Below are 17,346 nucleotides of genomic sequence, written 5' to 3'. Positions count from 1 at the left end.
AACGTATTAAATTTAAGTCCCATCACCCTACTTAATCTTTTGTTACATACTTGTGATTTTCCCCGCCGACCTACTTATGAATCCCGACGGGAATATCTTCTGGTTCTGGGACGATCGTCCGGCAGCAGGGCCAAACCTATACGGTGCTGACTAACTGGCACGTTGTGGCGATCGGACAATGGTCACCGACGACGGTCTCCTCCACCCACTGCTAGGAGTTCCGAGGCGGCTGGGCAATAGCGATCTGGCGATCGTTCAGTTTCGCAGCGCGATCGAGTATAAAATAGCACCATTCACCCTTGAACCAGGAGCAATGTCTGAGCCAGTGTTGGCAGTCGGCTTTCCTGCGGGTGCTGAGGTTGGGGCTTTGGCGGTGACGCGGGCTTCGTTTCGGTGCTGCTACCCAAATCTTTGCCTCAACGTTATAGCTTGGGCTATACAAATGAGGTTAAAATCGGTACGAGTGGCGGCCCGATTTTTAATGCCAAAGGTTTCTTGGTTGGGATTAACGGTAGGGGCAAGTATCGAGATCCAAATTTTGGCGTCTATGCTTTTGAAGATGGAAGTGAACCAACAGCGGAATTATTGGAGAAAATGGTTAAATCCAGTTGGGGAATTCCGATCAGTATATATTTGCAGTTCGCCTCGTTTCATCTAGGGAGTTATCGATGAATGTGTGGAGTTTGCGGTTTGACGCGCTGACAATCATCTTGACAGGCGCATTAACAGTGACGGCGGTTGTCAGCCAACAATATGCTGCCTGTGCCAAAACAGCAGAAGAAATTGCCCAGCTAGCGACGTTGACAACTGTGGAAGTCAACAATACGCTGGGTTTTTTGGCTAGTGGATCGGGAGTAATTATTGCCAAACAGGGTAATATTTACACTGTTCTGACAGCTAATCATGTGGTGGCAAGCCTGGCTCAAAAATACAGCATTCGCACTCATTTGGAGAAGGATTATGCTGCGATTAGAATACAGCGACTCCCGAAAAATGACCGGGATATAGACTTGGCTTTGATACAGTTTCAGAGCCGAGAACAGTATCCAGTAGCACCAATGGGCGAGTCAGAACGTGCTGTTGTCGGTTCGGCTATTTACGTTTCTGGCTATCCGCTGCCTATTTCGGGATTTGAACGAAAACTTGAGTTTACTGCTGGTATCATCTCTTCTCGCTTGGGCAGCGCCTCATCAGGGTATCGTCTGCGCTACCAAGCTGTAACCAGGCGCGGGATGAGCGGCGGGCCTGTATTTGATGCTGATGGCAGGGTGGTAGGAATTCACGGCCAGGGGGATACTGTTGGCACAATTAGAAGTCAGTGGAACGGTCAGATTGAGGAGATAAAAACGGGGTTGAATGCGGCAATCCCGATCGATGCTTTTAGGGATTTGCTATCACAAAATAAGCATAACGGCTTTGATATTCTCAGCAATCTTTCTATCAGCAGCGCATCTGCTCAAAACCAGCCGAGTTTGGGTTATGGAGGATTTGTGTGCGATACCTCGACGGGCGAGCCGGTAACTGTGTATCAAAATCCGCAAGGGTTCAGGGAGCCTTGGATTCGCTGGAATTCTAATTTCTTTTCTAGTTCTGGCTACGATCCTCTAACTCGTTGCCAACAAGTGACTCAGCGCCTTGAAAATTATAACCGAAATAAACAGCTAAATTATGTCACGGTGGGTATTGTAAATAACCAGAAAGCGATTTGCACGACAAGCCGCGTTAATGGGCCTTGCGAAGGTTTGATCTACACGCTGCGTCGCGATCAAGACCCGACTCCTGCACTTAGCAGTTTTTTTGTTTGGCTGGGGAATCAAAAGGCTGTGCCTTCTCTTTCTGAAAGCGGTACTGCGCTTTATATCGATGTCCGGGAACGGCTGGAACAATTTTAGATTTGGGATTTGAGATGGATTAGTAATGGGTAAACACAGAACCCCAACTTTTTTAATAAGTCGGGGTTCTCAAATAACTACTTATTAGCTTAAAAATTGAGATATTTTACTTATTTATCACTGACATAATAGAACTCATGATTTTTTGGAACACGGAAGCTATAAAATTACTGTTACATTAATCCAATCTAAATTTTTCAGGTATAAAGCATGACTGCAACTACGCCGAAGGCAACGTCAGCAATTCCCAGTTTTTGCGAAGGAATCCAGTATTTCTCCGAAAGTGTGCCGGGTTTTGAGACTTACGGGAAAGCACCTGCGATCGCCGAGGGGAGCAAGTCGATCGCCGATCCTGCCGATCCCGTCGCCGTCTTTCAAACGATGCTGGGAGCAGACGCCCTGCGCTACCTGACGCTGCAAGTTACCGCCAGCAAGGCATCGGGACATCCAGGGGGTTTCGCTAGCCAAGCTGAGGCTTATGCCGCTTTGGTGATGCTCGGACACAAGAACATTGTCACCGAAGTCGGCCATCACGCGCCGGGATTTTACAGCGCCATGTTTCTCGATCGATCTTTGGAGGATATGGGAATTGTTAACGTGCAGCAAGTGCGCGATAAATTCCGAGAAAAAGACGGTTTGTTAGGACATCTTTCCGGTTTCATTCCCGGCCTTTTAGCACCGGCCGGTCCCCTCGGACAAGGGCAGCATTTCGCAATGGCTGGAGCGCTTTTGCACCGCGAAAAACTGTTTGCTTTCACAATGGGCGACGGCGGCATGGGCGAACCCTATCCGATGAGCAGCATGGCGCATTTCCACACTGCTTATCCCAGCGTTACTAACTTTTTGCCTGTGTTGGTTTGGAACGGATATTCTCAGGAACATCACAGCATGGTTTCGACTAAAACTAATGCTGAAATGATTGCTTATTGGCAAGGCAACGGTTTTGAAGAAGTTATCTTAGTTGATGCTAAGGAATTTGACGATAAAAATCAACCGGAAGATTATGTTGACAGCACTGCTTTTTCGCTCGAACAGCGCATGGCATTTACCAAAGCTGTTTTACAAGGAGTTGACAAAGCGGCAAAATCTGCTTTCGGCGGCAAATTAACGGTGTTTATTATCAAACAGTTGAAAGGTGCCGGCGTCCACGCGCGCGGAGCAAAATCTCACAACCTTTATCCGAAAGATACGCTGGATGCTCCGCACATTATCAGTGCTTTAAAAGAGCGCGCTTTGACTGCTGCTGCTTGGGAGTTGGTGCGGACAAATTGCGAGCGTGCGGGCGGCGGGCCGGCGGCGAAAACAGTTGTTACTGAGTTTACATTGCCGCTGGCAGATTTAGGCGAATTGCCTTTAGAAGAATTTGCAGTTGGGGGAGAACCGAAGATTTCGACCACAGCAATGGGGGTTTTGGTAGGGAAAGTTGGCGAGCGCGATCGTACTTTTCTTGTCACTAATGCTGACGGCAATGAAGCCTCGGCAATTGCCAATATCAACCAAGCTCTCAAGATTATTCACCCGACGACAGATGACCTGTACAATCAATCGCCAAACGGCCAAGTTTACGAACCTTTGAGCGAAGATGCTTGCGCCGGTTTAGCCGTAGGTTTATCGCTATTCGGAGCGCGGAGTTTGTGGTGTTCCTACGAATCTTTTGCCATCAACGGTTTACCAATTTGGCAAACTGTAACCCAAGCAATGGCAGAATTGCGCCGTCCAACTCCGGCAACTGTCACCTTATTTACAGCGGGTGCATTGGAACAAGGCCGCAACGGTTGGACGCACCAGCGGCCGGAAATTGAGGCTTATTTTGCGGCGATGATGCGGAACGGAAATGTGTTTCCTTTGTTTCCACCGGATGCTAACAGTATTCAAGCTTGTTACGAGTGGGCTTTGACTGCTAAAAATAAGGGAGTTGTGATTACTGCAAGCAAGTCGCCGCTGCCAATTCGCACTACTTTTGAACAGACTCGCCAAGCTTTGCAAGACGGTGCAATAGTGCTGCACGAAGTCGATTCCCCGCAAGCTACCCAGAATCAAGGGGGGAGCAAGAAAGTTGTGTTTGCAGTTGTCGGCGACATGACGTTAATGCCAGTGTTTGAAGCGGCGGCATTTTTGGAAACAGAAGGGATTGGAGTGCGGATTGTTTCTATTGTGAATCCCCGGCGTTTGTATCGTGCTAGCGATGTTGCTTGGGATACTTGTTCGGAAGCTGACGGCGGCTTTTTGAGCGATGAGAAATTTGCTGAATTGTTTGGCGGAGATGCCTTGATTGGCGTGACAGGCGGTGCTTCTGGGATGTTGGAACCTGTGATGCTCCGCAGCAATTGCAAGCGGGATACTTTCGCTTGGAAGCGGGGGGAAACTACTGCTAGTGCTGGTCAGTTGATGGCGTTTAACGGGTTGACTGCTGAGGCGTTGACTAAAAGGGCGATCGAGCTAGTTCATTAAGTTAGAATGTGAGTGAATGCCCCTGCCTGGTTTGCGCTGGGTAGGGGCTAGTAATATTCAATTAGGATGGTGATACCTATGACGGCAAAAATTTTAGAAGAAATAGGTACGCTTGCAGAACAGCGATTGGTTCTCCCCGGTTATTATACTTGGGAGCAATTTGAGGCTCTCGAATCTTTGATGGCCGACTCTCCGGGTTTGCGGATAACTTATCTTGATGGGTGGATCGAGTTTATGACAGTGGGCGAAGCACATGAAAGCTTTAAAAAAGCGCTCGCTATATTACTGGAAGCATACTTTTTTGAACTCGGAATTGAATTCTTTCCTGTAGGGAGTGCAACTCGCAGAGACCGGGCAAGAGATGTATCATTTGAACCAGACGAGTCTTATTATATAGGTTCAAGAAAAGAGCATCCCGATTTAGCCGTGGAAGTAACAATGACTAGCGGTAGCACCAATAAACTAGCTAAATATCTGCGACTTCGCATTCCAGAAGTTTGGTTTTGGGAAAATAATCGGCTTGCTGTCTATCGGCTGCGCGAGGATGATTACGAGCAAGTTTCAAGAAGTGAGTTTTTGCCGGAGTTGGATTTAGCATTGTTGGTACGCTGCGTTTTAATGCCTTCAAGGATTGAGGCAAGGACAGAGTTTCTTAATGGGTTTAGGCAAGCGGGTTGAATGCTGAGGAGTTGGTAGAAAGTGCGATCGTCTACGGGGACTTCGGTAACGGCTTGATTGGTTAAGCTAAAATGTGACAGACAACGATAGGCTCTGACAAACAACCTTTGCGCGATCGACTCCAACGATTGGTTAGACTTGTAGGTGTAAAGTTATCAAGCTCAGAAATATGAACACTTATAGCTCTGATAGGATTCTAGAGCTAGTCTAAGAAATGTCTCAGGAGGAGCAAATAACTTTAATCGATTTGATTAAAAGACGACGCATAGAAAAATGGAGAGATGAGATTGCTCTCAATATCGCTCGGCTCAATGAGTAATAACTTCAGGGGCAAGTATTCCGAGGGACAGTAGATGATGTGATGGCAGAGTTAAAGCTATGAGAACCCTCGTATTAGCGTCTTCATTCAAACGAATATTCAAATCCTTAGTTCGACGAGAACCTGAGATTGGAAGGGAAAATAGCCGCTCAACTCAATTTATTGGCTGTCGATCGCTTTCACCCTTCACTGAAAACTCCTAAGCTGAAAGGGAAGCTATCTGGAGCATGGGCTTGTCCTGTAAAATATGACAGCCACGAAAAACTCAGAGTCTATCGGCGCAACGGAGTGCAAGAATATCTCGTTTGGCGAGTTTATAATTGCGAATTAGAGGGGTTTCACTTGAGGGATGGTGAATACGTGCAGCTTGAACCTGATGGTGACGGGATAATTTGTTCGGAAGTTTTTCCTGGTTTGCGGTTGGATAAGTTTGCTTTGTTGGCTGGGGATTTAGCGAGAGTGTTGGAGGTTTTGCAGCACGGATTGGCTGCGCCGGAACATCAGAGTTTTGTGGAAAATTTGTCTTGAATTTATGAGACAAGATTGCAAAAGTCCTTTTAATGAAATGTTCGGACGGGCTACAAGCCCATCCCACAATAAAAAAAAATTGTGGGATGGGCTTGTAGCCCGCCTTAGTTATTTTTGCAAGATGTCTATTGATGTTTTTCCCCGCAAGCCATTAGCCCAAAACTCATCATTAATCGTCTATCGCCCGCAGCTAAAAATTCATCCCGCGAAACCAGGTAGCTTTCTATGTCTGACTCTGAAATCAACCCCTGTTTGACCATTTGTAAAATGGGCCCCGTGTCCAGCAAAGGTTCAAATGCTTCAATTCCGATAATATCGCTGTGGCTGACAGCCACTTCTAAATCAACGCTAACAAATCCAGTTTCTTTCAGAAGCCGACACAGATGTCGTCCAAAGTATGCATTGCCACCCCGCAATGCGGTTACCTGGTTTAATTTCTTCTTGAGAGTCTCCACTGACAAAGGTGGATCTGTCAGCCAAAACAGATCCCCATCGGCATCGATAATTACCAGTTTTCCCCCAGGCTTCAAGATGCGGAATATTTCTCTAGCTGCTGCGACGGGATCGGGGAGGTGAAGGAACAGCAAACGCGCGATCGCAAAGTCAAACGTGTTATCATCCAAACCAGTATTCGCCACCGATGCTTGAATGCGATTTACTCGATCGCCCCCTTTGTCCTGCAAATATGCTACTGCTTTTTCGTGCAGTACCGGGTCAATTTCTACCGCTGTTACCGAACTGTTTGGCAGCAATTCTAACAGTTTTTCGGTGAAAAATCCCGGCCCGCTACCCGCTTCCAAAACATTCATCCCGTCGGCTAAACCGAACCAAGTTAAAGTGCGCGCTTCCTTTTCCCAACTGAGGAGAACTTGAGCTTTTAACCGTTGGATTTCTCCCTCAAATTCCAGATTGTACGTGTTTGCTTTGTACGAACCTTCTCCTACAATAAAATTATCCTTTTTCCTGCTGCGACACCTAGATTATAATAGAACTGCGCTTTAGCGCAATTCTCGTTGCGGACATCCCCAACCCCAGTTGGCGGACAGATGCAGGACGGGAGCCAGGTAATTCCTCTATTGTAAGAAGATGACCGAGACGATTTTAGATTGGGGATTTTGAATGAGAATTTCAGCGGTTTAAAGCCCCTAGTTTCAACTAGGTCACAAATCGAAAATTCCCAATCTAAAATGGGTTGACGGATTACCTAAACTGACGATGTTGTGTGGTAACGAATCAATTATGCCCCAGACTTTACCTCAACCAGAGAAACGAACATTTTTAGTCGTGGATGACCATGCGATGGTGTTAGGTGGCACGCTTAACATTCTGAAGCAAGAATATCCAGAGGCAGACATTCTGACGGCTTCGACGGCTCAGGCAGCCCTTGAGCAAATAGCGCAGACGACCCCGGATTTGGTGATTGTGGATCTGGTGATGCCAGAGACGACCGGCTCCATAGCGCAAGCGAATTCAGGGCTTCACCTCCTCAAAACGTTGATGGAGCAGTATCCGAATCTGAATATTGTGGTGCAGAGTGCCCATGTTCGGACTTTAGTTTGGCTGAAACCGTCGATCGACAATCACATGGGCGGGTTCACAGTTGTCGATAAGAGCCAGCCGATGAAAGACTTGCTGGCGATGGTGGATTGGGCGCTGCACGAGCGGATTTATACACCCAGAGAGATCCGCAATGGGCTGCAACTCAAACCCGCTTGGATGCAGGTGTTGCAATTTGCTTTTCAAGAGAGCTTGCAGGATACTGCGATCGCCAAACGAATGAATGTTTCTGAACGCACCGTGCAGTGTTACTGGACGAAGATTCGAGATGTGCTAGATGTGCATACCGAAGATGACAAAAATCTGCGGATTCAAACGGAAGTGCGAGCTAGGGAACAAGGATTGATTGATTAGTGAAGCGCGATCGATGGCAAGCAGTGAAAGCGGGCGTCACGACTTGGGGACGAGGAGCGCTTCCGGGGGTGATGGTGATTGTCGCTGTGATGATGGCTAGATTGAGCGGTGCGCTTCAGTTTTGGGAGTTGGTTGCGTTCGATCACTTTCTGCGTTTGCGTCCTCCTGAGCCAATGGATGAACGGATTGTAATTGTCGGCATCACTGAGGAAGATATTCAACGCGCTAGAACTTATCCGATTCCCGATCGCGATATTGCCGATTTACTCAAACGGTTGCAAACGTATCGACCGATCGCGATCGGGCTGGATATTGTCCGCGATATTCCGGTGGAACCGGGTAATGCTGAACTAACATCGGTGTTTCGCAGCAGCAAGAATGCGATCGGAGTGGAGATTGCTTTGCCCGATCGCAGTGGCTTTACCGTCAAACCTCCGCCCGCGCTGCCACCCGAACAGGTTGGCTTTGCAGATTTCGTACTCGATGCGGATGGCTACCAGCGCCGCAGTTTATTGGGTACTAACAACGATCGACAGGAATACCGTTTTTCCTTCGCGCTCCGGCTGGCAGAACTCTATTTAGCAACCCGAGGAATTAAGCTAGGTAATGGAATTCGCGATCGGGAGGCGATGCGCTTTGGCAGCATTGAATTTACCAGAGTGCAGTCAAACTCTGGCGGATATGTGGGGGCGGATGCTGGCGGGAACCAAATTTTACTGAATGTTCGCAGCGGGACAATGCCATTTCGCGTGCTTTCCCTGGAGCAAATCAAGGCGGGACAAGTAGATCCGAACTGGATTCGAGGCAAAATTGTCCTGATTGGGATGATGTCTTTTAGCGCGAAGGATTTGGCAAGTTCGGGCGCGATCGCAGGTATCAATCCCGGACGGATTTACGGAGTCGAAATGCAAGCCCACGAAACCAGCCAGATGATTAGCGCGGTACTCGATCGGCGGCCGTTGCTTCAGGTTTGGGGGGAGGGCTGGGAAACGCTCTGGATTGCGGTCTGGGGACTGTTGGGGATGAGTTTGGGACAATTTCTGCGATCGCCCTGGAAAATTTTGCTCGGGCTCTTAGTCGCCAGCATTAGCCCGATCGCGCTCTGTTACTGGTTCATTCTTTTGGGATGGTGGGTGCCGATCGTACCTGTGTTGCTCGTACTCGTGTTGAATGGGGCTGGGTTGACGGCAGCGTTATTTTATCGCCACGAACAGGAACTCCGACTGCGGTTGGAGGAACGTCAATTTGCGATCGAGCAGACTTTTAATGCAATTCATAGCGGCCCGTTACAAACATTGGTGGGGATTTTGAGAGCTGCTCAAGAACAAGCCACACCGCCGTTATTTCTACCGGAGTTGCAACGCCTGAATCAAGAATTACGGGCAGTTTACGGCTCAGTGCAACGAGATGCGATCGCAGATGAACCGCATCTCCGCATGGGAAGTGCGATCGAATTGGCCCTGCAGGCTCCATTGCATGAATTGCTCTACAAAGTCTATTCCAACACGCTCGAACAAGAACTGCCTTACCTCAAAACGATCAAGTTCAAAATTGTGCAGTTCGATCCCTTGAACACCTCGCATCTGCGGTTGGAACACAAGCGAGCACTCTGCCGCTTTCTGGAAGAAGCGCTCTGCAATGTGGGGAAACACGCGATCGAAGCCACTCGCTTGACGGTAATTTGCACTCAAGAAGGCGATCGGCAGGTGATTCGGGTGGCGGATAATGGTAGGGGGAAACCGTCTCAGTCAGAAACGCTTAGCTTGGCTGAAATCGAGCGAGACAGGGAAACAACCGAAGAGCCAAACCCTAAACTTCAACCTTCAGGATTAGGAACCCAGCTTGCAAAAAACTTAGCCAAACAGTTAGGCGGAGCATTTCGGCGCTATCCGAATCAACCGAAGGGGATGGTGTGCGAGTTAACCTGGTCAGCAAAACGGCGGTGGTTCTGGTGATCGGTGGGGCTCACGCTTGTTATATCAACCGTCAAGACGGTTAGGGTTCGATCGCTCCTAGCCAAGGGCGGGCACGGGGGCACCGCCCCTACTAAGGGAGGGACAAGAACTTGGTCAAAGTCCCCCTCGGGCGGGGGATTTAGGGCGATCGAGACTCGGCTACCAGGGAGAGATACATAGGGTTTCAGGCTTAAGTTGTCACCAATAGTCTAGGACTATTCCCAATGCCCCATGCCCAAGGCCCGATGCCCGATTCCCGATTCCCAATATCTTTGCACCTTCCCGCAAACGACGCTTGCGGGCAGTCCTCTATTGTGTTTGTGTATTGTTGATTACTGTAGAAATAGTTACAGAGGGGATTGCGATGATGACTCACGAGTGGAAGCGTCGAACCATTTACTCTGCGGGCATTGCGAGTTTAATGCTGAGTGTTTTGTTCTGGATCGCTCCTGTAGCGCTGGCAAAATACACTCCTCCTCAAAACCCTTCTAAACCGAAAGACACGGGGACGAATACCACTCGCGGCGGCGGCAGTTGCGAAGCTAATTCATCGGCGAGATTGACTGCCTTAGTGCCGTTTAGCCATGTGGGAGAGACGGTTTCTGGGCATCCGACCTTTACCTGGTTTGTACCCGATAGCCCTCCTCGTCCGCTGCAATTCCGGCTGTTTACTCGCACTGGACAACTGCTCTACAGAACCGAGATGCAGAGTCAGCCAGGAATCATGTCGGTTGCTTTGCCATCAAATCTGCCCCAACTGTCGATCGGGCAATCCTATCAGTGGCAAGTGGTGTTGGTCTGCGATCCGGATGATCCTCCGGGCAATGTGGTGGCGGCGGCAGAAATCCAAGTCGTTGGGCCTGCGGCGTCGTTGCAGACTCAACTTGCAGCGGCGCAAACTCCCCAACAGCGGATCGACCTGTATGCGGAGTCTGGGCTGTGGTATGACGCGATCGCAGAAGCGCGCAAAGCCTCTGAGACTTCTCAAAACCAAGCGGCTGTGCTGGAACTGCTAGATTCTCTCGCTACTTCGGAAGCCGAACCTTTGAAAGATTGGAGCGATCGATTGAAGCAAATTAGGGCGATCGAACAACAGCGACAATGACGGCGCTAACCCTCGCAATCCAAAGACTAAATCCTATGAAATCTTTCTCGCTAAAACTGCTTAAATCCAGCAATTGTAAAGTGCGAGCGGGCTTCCTGTTTCCCCTCGTCTTTTGCCTTTTGTCTGTTGCCTTTTACATTCCTCCGCATTTCTCACTCCCGGTTGTTGCTCAAACTACCGATGCTCGTCAAGCAGAGGCCGATCGGCTATTGCAGCAGGGGCTTCAACAGAATCAGACTAGCCAATTCCCAGCAGCGCTGAATTCCTGTCAACAGGCACTGCAAATTTATCGCTCCCTCAAAAACCGCCGAGGGGAGGGTGTAGCACTGGGCATTATGGGAATGGCTTACAACTCTCTGCACAAGTATGCCCAAGCCATTGAGTATTCACAGCAGAGTTTAGCCATCGCCCGTGAAATTAAAGACCGTAAATTGGAGGGTGCAACACTAGGCATTTTGGGAGGCGCTTACAACTCTCTGGGCAACTCGGCCAAAGCCATTGAGTATGCACAGCAGTGGTTAACCATCGCCCGCGAAATTAAACACCGCCGTGGGGAAGGTGCGGCACTGGCCAGTTTGGTAGTCGCTTACATCCGTCTGGTCGACTATGCCAAAGTGATCGAGTATTCACAGCAATATTTAGCCATCGCCCGCGAAATTAAAGACCGTCAATTGGAAGGTTTGACACTGGCCAGTTTGGGAATCGCTTACAACTCTCTGGGCGACTATGCCAAAGCGATCGAGTATTCACAGCAAAGTTTAGCCATCGCCCGCGAAATTAAAGACCGCCTTGGGGAAGGTACGGTACTGGGCAATTTGGGAGGCGCTTACGACTCTCTGGGCGACTCGGCAAAAGCGATCGAGTATTCACGGCAAAGTTTAGCCATCGCCCGGGAAATTAAAGACCGCGGTGGGGAAGGTAGCGCACTCGGCAATTTGGGAAACGTTTACCACTCTCTGGGCGACTACGCCAAAGCGATCGAGTATTTACAGCAGAGTTTAGCCATCGCCCGCGAAATTAAACACCGCGAAGGGGAAGATAGGGCACTGGGCAATTTGGGAGTCTCTTACCGCTCTCTGGGCGACTATGCCAAAGCGATCGAGTATTTACAGCAAAGTTTAGCCATCGCCCGCGAAATGAAACACCGCCTTGGGGAAGGTACGGTACTGGGCAATTTGGGAGGCGCTTACAACTCTCTGGGCGACTATGCCAAAGCGATCGAGTATTCACAGCAAAGTTTAGCCATCGCCCGCGAAATTAAAAACCGCGGTGGGGAAGGTAGCGCACTCGGCAATTTGGGAAACGTTTACCACTCTCTGGCCGACTACGCCAAAGCGATCGAGTATTTACAGCAGAGTTTAGCCATCGCCCGCGAAATTAAAGACCGCCAATCGGAGGGTAGGGCATTAAGCAGTTTGGGAGTCACTTACCTCTATTTGGGCAACTATGCCAAAGGCATTGAGTATACACAGCAACAGTTAGCGATCGCCCGCGAAATTAAAGACCGCCAATCGGAGGGTATGGCGCTCAACAACCTTGGAGCGACTTTCTTAAAGGTTGGCAACCTAACAGAAGCTGAAAAAATGCTCATGAATGGGATTCAAGTTTGGGAATCGATGCGTCAAATGCTCGGCTCCAACGACGCGAATAAAGTCTCCATCTTTGAAGAACAAGCTCGCACCTATCGCTTTCTGCAACAAGTCCGAGTGGCTCAGAATAACCCGATCGCCGCTTTAGAAATTGCCGAACGGGGGCGTGCTCGTGCCTTTGTCGATCTACTCACACAGCGCTTATCGTCAGGTGATGCCAATTCGGTCATCGCCTCTGCTCTCAACCAAGCCGAAATTCGCCAAATCGCCAAAGCACAGAACGCCACTTTGGTGCAGTATTCCATCATCTATGATGACTTCCAGATTCAGGGAAAAAGCCAACCGCGAGAATCCGCGCTCTACATCTGGGTGATTCAACCGACAGGCGAAATTACCTTCCGCCAAGTTGACCTCAAACCCCTCTGGCAGCAGCACAACGCCTCTCTAGCCAGCTTAATTATTGGCAATCAAGAATTCCTAGCTGTCCGCAGTCGCAGCAGTTTTGGCTCCACCCAACCCCAACCCGACTTACCGACACTGCATCAACTGCTGATCGATCCCATTGCCAGTCTCCTACCCAAAGACCCCAATGCCCGCGTCATTTTCATTCCTCAACGTTCCCTTTTCCAGGTGCCTTTTCCCGCCCTGCAAGATTCCGGCGGCACTTACTTAATCGAAAAACACACCATTCTTACCGCCCCTTCGATTCAAGTATTGGATTTGACTCGACAACAACGACAGAAGCTAGCACAGAAGCAATCCAACAGCGGCAGGGCTCTAGTATTGGGCAATCCCACGATGCCGAGCGTGTCTCCCTCTCCAGGAGAACCCAAACGGCAATTGTCTCCTCTACCAGGGGCTGAAGCCGAAGCTAGAGCGATCGCGCCTCTGCTCAATACTCAAGCGATCTTAGGCGCTCAAGGGACAAAAGCTGCGATCGTTCAAAAAATGCCCCTGGCATCGACTATTCACTTGGCAACGCATGGATTGCTGGACGATGTGCATGGATTGGGAAGTGCGATCGCCCTTGCTCCTTCTGGTAGCGATGACGGCTTATTGACCGCAGAAGAGATTTTCGACATGAAACTGCAAGCAAACTTAGTTGTTTTGAGTGCCTGCAATACAGGAGAAGGGAGAATTACTGGGGATGGGGTGATTGGTTTGTCGCGCGCTTTGATTTCGGCAGGAGTGCCGAGTGTAATTGTTTCTTTATGGGCGGTTCCCGATGCGCCGACATCGGAATTGATGCAGTCGTTTTATCAAAACTTGCAAAATAATCCCGACAAAGCACAGGCACTTCGGCAGGCAATGTTAACCACGATGAAAACTCATCCAGGGCCGCGAAATTGGGCAGCGTTCACGTTAATTGGGGAGGCAGAGTAAGTTTTTATTAATAGCGAATTGGCTCCATGTTTTTTTCCTAAATTTTATCCTAAATTATATCAATTCCGGTTGTACCGGAATGATAGAGCAGACGGCAGTGCGGTTTCCCTACCCAAAATAACATTGTAGGGAAACCGCACTGCCGTATCCTTTTCGGATACTAATAATTCCGATGGTATCGGAAACGATCTTTATTCTTTAGTCCGCACAGGCCGACTTTGTTTGTGTAGACGCGGTTTCAACCGCCGAGTTATCTGTGCGTCTCAATCTCAAAACTGATGGCAGTGAACCATCTACTCTACATCTTCACATACTTTGCACTTTCCCGCAATCTATTTTGCACCCGGTACTTCATCAAGTCTGTGGGTAGAACGAATGATTTTCCCATCTGGGTTGCTTAAGATTTTAGTCAAGTGTTAAGAGGATTTTTTTAGGGCTTTACAACCCGAGCCGTCAGAATCTCGACGATTAATTGGCGACAATACATCCGAATTTGTTACTTTGTCGATCGGGGTAAAAAATTTACGACTCATTTAGGATTGCTATATCAACTGTCAACTGTCAACTATCAACTAAGAGGGCGGCCTCTCTTGGCACCGCCCCTACCACAGGTCAACGGTCAACTGTCAACTTACTGCGTAACTTTATGAATGCAGAATCAGCTACAAACATTCTAGATAACCTGGTACAGGAAAAGAGAGGCCAACCCTTGAACCGCTTACAGCGAGCAATTATTCAAGGAGTGTTAGATGGTTTGACATACCAAGAAATCAAGAATAATTATGCGATCGCGCGGAACTATCAAATATGCTACTTAGCGCGATACGTTGCTTATCATTTGTGGAAATTGCTGACAGAGGTATTGAAAGATGCAGGAATTATCGACCCCGACGAAAGAGTCCGCAACAAAAATTTGTGGGAGTCCGCGATGAGAGTGGCACAGCAAAGCGTGCAGTCGGAATCTGTACAAAAAAGTCAACCCCCCGTACCGCCTGATCCGAGGCTGGACAGAAAACTGCGAATGCGTTACCGAATTACCGAACATTTGGTAAGTACCGAGTTTAGCGATACTTATCTTGCGGAAGATGAAGATGTGCCCGATCGCCCTTTATGTGCAGTCAAACGTTTGAAAAGTCAGTCGATCGAAACAACCAAGTTGTTCGAGCGGGAAGCGCGAGTATTGTGAAAATTGGGCAAGCACGATCGCATACCGGAACTGTTAGCTCGCTTTCAGGAAGAGCGATATTTCTATTTGATACTTGAATTCATTTATATCTGAAAGAGGACTAATGAGTTAGATTATTCAGTCCTCTTTGAGAGGACTTGCGCTATGAGACAGGGAATTAATTCTCTGGCGGACTGTGGAATGAATCTTTGTTCGCGCTCGCGTCTCAATCTCAAAACTCATGGAAGTGAACCATCTACTCTACATATTCACCTACTTTGCACTTTCCCGCAATCTATTTTGCACCAGGTACTTCATCAAGTCTGTGGGTAGAACGAATGATTTTTCCATTGGGGCTGCTTAAGATTTAACTAAATAATGAATCGAAATATCGGGGTTTTTAAATTATGTTAGACATCAAAACCAATCCTAACGATCGCCTTTATTTAAATCAACAGCCAAACGCGATCGCCCAATCAATATTTCCGGCTAACAGCGACTTGCTCAACGGAGCGATCGAGCCATTAAATATTCCTGGTTATAGTGCTGAATCTAGCTTGACTAATCCCGCAGCCTCCAGCTTCGACCAACAGACACAGATAGCAGATTTTATTGTAGCTCATGCAGGCGATCACCTCAGTTTCTCTGCGAGCGATCGAGTTACTGGCGATGTCGCCGATTCTCAACTCAAACCGCAGTCACAGTCAACGATCGCAAACGCAGATCCGCTAACAGGAACGATATCTGCTTCCCAGTTGAATGTCGCCGATCCAGGTAACTCTCTTTCGACAGCTCGTAATGTTGTTGGTGTTCAGAACGGTAGCATCAGCTTAACTGATTTTGTCGGCACAGGCGATCGCGACGATTTCTACCGCTTCGATATCAACACTAAGAGCAATTTTAACCTGCGTCTGGATGGTTTAACCAGGGATGCTAATGTCAGGTTAATTCACGATAGAAACCGCAACGGTGGTGTCGATGGTGGTGAAACTATTGCCAGCTCTATTGAGATTGGCACCATCCCGGACGTGATTAATGTACCCAATCTGGTTCCAGGAACATACTATGTTCAAGTCTCTAGCTTCTTCAACAACAACTCTACTAATTACAACCTGAATTTTTCTGCAACATCTATTCCTGTAGTGCCAGATATTACCACACATAATGGTGTTTATAATACTAACTACGGCTACGGTTTAGTGAATGCAAATGCAGCAGTTTCCAGCACCTTAAACCGATCAAATCCTTTCCCCGATATTCCCGATATTGGGGGTAATAAGTGGGCGGTAGATGTGATAAATGCGCCGGAAGTTTGGAATCAAAACATTACAGGAAATGGCATTGTTGTAGCTGTCGTGGATACTGGTGTTGACTACACCCATCCCGATTTGGATGGCAATATTTGGCAGAATACTGATGAAATTGCTGGAAATGGTATCGATGACGATCGCAACGGATATATTGATGATATTCGGGGTTGGGATTTTGTGTCCGGCGACAACAACCCAATGGATCTGAATTTGGACGGTCACGGCACTCACGTAGCAGGTGCGATCGCGGCGGAACGAAATGATTTTGGCATCACAGGAGTTGCGCCCAATGCTAAGATTATGCCTGTCAGAGTGTTGCCCGCCGTTGGTGGTGGCTCGTGGAATAATATTGCTGCTGGAATCCGCTATGCTGCCGATAATGGAGCAAATGTAATTAACCTCAGTATTGTTGGAGATGAGGTTGTCCCTTCCAACGTAGTAAATAACGCAATTCAGTATGCAAATAACAAAGGCTCTGTTGTGTTTATGGCAGCCGGAAATTCGGGCGACATCCAACCAGTTTATCCAGCTCGTAATGCCGATCGCTTGGGAATTGCAGTGGGCAGCATTGATATAAACGGCAGGATGGCTGACACCTCGAACCGTGGGGGTTCCACAGCTTTGGATTACGTAGTTGCTCCGGGAGTAGACATCTACTCTACAACTCCCTATAGCACCTATGACACCCTAACTGGCACATCTATGGCAACGCCACAAGTAGCGGGTGTAGCGGCTTTAGTTTTGAATGCTAATCCGACTTTAACTCCGGCTCAAGTTGAGAACATTTTGACGACAACAGCTAATCGAAATGGGTTGACAGGATAGCATTGCAAATCCCCACTTAAGTCCTGGGGACATTAATCGAGCATTAGAGCAGACGGCTCTGAATATGGCCGATCTAAACACGCCAGGTTTTGATGTTGGATTTGACTATGCCAGTGGATAATCGTTTGATTCAAACCGATCGGGCGAGCGCTAAAATAGTCGTCTAATTCAGATTAGAGTCCCCATCCCTGCGGCGAGATTGGGGAGACAGAGTAAGCTTCTATGAAGGTCGATC

At 48.4% G+C, this 17,346-nt stretch carries 12 protein-coding genes; 11 read left to right on the top strand and 1 reads right to left on the bottom strand.

The window, feature by feature from the left end:
* Window positions 1-178 precede the first annotated feature (178 nt).
* The 5 genes from QUB14_RS14180 (at window position 179) to QUB14_RS14160 (ending at window position 5,868) form a co-directional block, all read left to right on the top strand.
* Window positions 179-658 carry a hypothetical protein gene (locus QUB14_RS14180; RefSeq protein ID WP_333217607.1) on the top strand — a complete coding sequence of 160 codons (480 nt, stop codon included), beginning with the start codon at window positions 179-181 and terminating at the stop codon, window positions 656-658.
* Window positions 659-668: 10 nt separating this feature from the next.
* Entirely contained in the window at window positions 669-1,892 is a 1,224-nt protein-coding gene (locus tag QUB14_RS14175) for a COP23 domain-containing protein (protein WP_333217606.1), read from the top strand.
* A gap of 210 nt (window positions 1,893-2,102) precedes the next feature.
* Window positions 2,103-4,343 carry a phosphoketolase gene (locus QUB14_RS14170; protein WP_333217605.1) on the top strand — a complete coding sequence of 747 codons (2,241 nt, stop codon included), beginning with the start codon at window positions 2,103-2,105 and terminating at the stop codon, window positions 4,341-4,343.
* 78 nt (window positions 4,344-4,421) lie between these two features.
* A complete protein-coding gene (locus tag QUB14_RS14165) occupies window positions 4,422-5,021 on the top strand; it encodes a Uma2 family endonuclease (protein ID WP_333217604.1) in 600 nt (199 codons plus the stop codon).
* Between the two features lie 448 nt (window positions 5,022-5,469).
* Window positions 5,470-5,868, top strand: a complete 399-nt coding sequence (locus tag QUB14_RS14160) for a Uma2 family endonuclease (RefSeq protein WP_333217603.1) — start codon at window positions 5,470-5,472, stop codon at window positions 5,866-5,868.
* A 125-nt stretch (window positions 5,869-5,993) separates the two neighbouring features.
* On the opposite strand, the gene QUB14_RS14155 is transcribed toward QUB14_RS14160, so the two are convergent.
* Window positions 5,994-6,758: a methyltransferase domain-containing protein gene (locus QUB14_RS14155; RefSeq protein WP_333217608.1), complete on the bottom strand. Its 765-nt coding sequence runs from the start codon at window positions 6,756-6,758 to the stop codon at window positions 5,994-5,996.
* Window positions 6,759-7,107: 349 nt separating this feature from the next.
* Here QUB14_RS14155 and QUB14_RS14150 point away from each other — a divergent pair, with 349 nt between their 5' ends.
* From QUB14_RS14150 to QUB14_RS14125, 6 genes are all read left to right on the top strand, one after another.
* Entirely contained in the window at window positions 7,108-7,779 is a 672-nt protein-coding gene (locus tag QUB14_RS14150) for a response regulator transcription factor (protein WP_333217602.1), read from the top strand.
* Window positions 7,779-9,734, top strand: a complete 1,956-nt coding sequence (locus QUB14_RS14145) for a CHASE2 domain-containing protein (RefSeq protein ID WP_333217601.1) — start codon at window positions 7,779-7,781, stop codon at window positions 9,732-9,734. Before QUB14_RS14150 ends, QUB14_RS14145 begins: the two co-directional genes overlap by 1 nt.
* Window positions 9,735-10,059: 325 nt before the next feature.
* Window positions 10,060-10,839: a DUF928 domain-containing protein gene (locus QUB14_RS14140; RefSeq protein ID WP_333217600.1), complete on the top strand. Its 780-nt coding sequence runs from the start codon at window positions 10,060-10,062 to the stop codon at window positions 10,837-10,839.
* Between the two features lie 119 nt (window positions 10,840-10,958).
* Window positions 10,959-13,811, top strand: a complete 2,853-nt coding sequence (locus QUB14_RS14135) for a CHAT domain-containing tetratricopeptide repeat protein (RefSeq protein ID WP_333217599.1) — start codon at window positions 10,959-10,961, stop codon at window positions 13,809-13,811.
* A 646-nt stretch (window positions 13,812-14,457) separates the two neighbouring features.
* Window positions 14,458-14,997 (top strand): hypothetical protein, encoded by a 540-nt coding sequence (locus QUB14_RS14130; protein ID WP_333217598.1) that lies wholly within the window; start codon window positions 14,458-14,460, stop codon window positions 14,995-14,997.
* Between the two features lie 386 nt (window positions 14,998-15,383).
* The gene (locus QUB14_RS14125; RefSeq protein ID WP_333217597.1) at window positions 15,384-17,111 is read left to right on the top strand and encodes a S8 family serine peptidase; all 1,728 of its coding nucleotides are present in this window, start codon (window positions 15,384-15,386) and stop codon (window positions 17,109-17,111) included.
* Window positions 17,112-17,346: the final 235 nt, after the last annotated feature.

It is taken from the genome of Microcoleus sp. B3-D2, from assembly GCF_036705345.1.
Classification (GTDB): Bacteria; Cyanobacteriota; Cyanobacteriia; order Cyanobacteriales; family Microcoleaceae; genus Microcoleus.
Note: the sequence above shows the minus strand (reverse complement) of the source record. Positions and strands in the feature narration are given on the sequence as shown.

Coding starts and splice junctions, on each gene's coding strand:
- QUB14_RS14180 (WP_333217607.1), top strand. CDS start 179: ATGGTCACCGACGACGGTCTCCTCCACCCACTGCTAGGAGTTCCGAGG.
- QUB14_RS14175 (WP_333217606.1), top strand. CDS start 669: ATGAATGTGTGGAGTTTGCGGTTTGACGCGCTGACAATCATCTTGACA.
- QUB14_RS14170 (WP_333217605.1), top strand. CDS start 2,103: ATGACTGCAACTACGCCGAAGGCAACGTCAGCAATTCCCAGTTTTTGC.
- QUB14_RS14165 (WP_333217604.1), top strand. CDS start 4,422: ATGACGGCAAAAATTTTAGAAGAAATAGGTACGCTTGCAGAACAGCGA.
- QUB14_RS14150 (WP_333217602.1), top strand. CDS start 7,108: ATGCCCCAGACTTTACCTCAACCAGAGAAACGAACATTTTTAGTCGTG.
- QUB14_RS14130 (WP_333217598.1), top strand. CDS start 14,458: ATGAATGCAGAATCAGCTACAAACATTCTAGATAACCTGGTACAGGAA.
- QUB14_RS14125 (WP_333217597.1), top strand. CDS start 15,384: ATGTTAGACATCAAAACCAATCCTAACGATCGCCTTTATTTAAATCAA.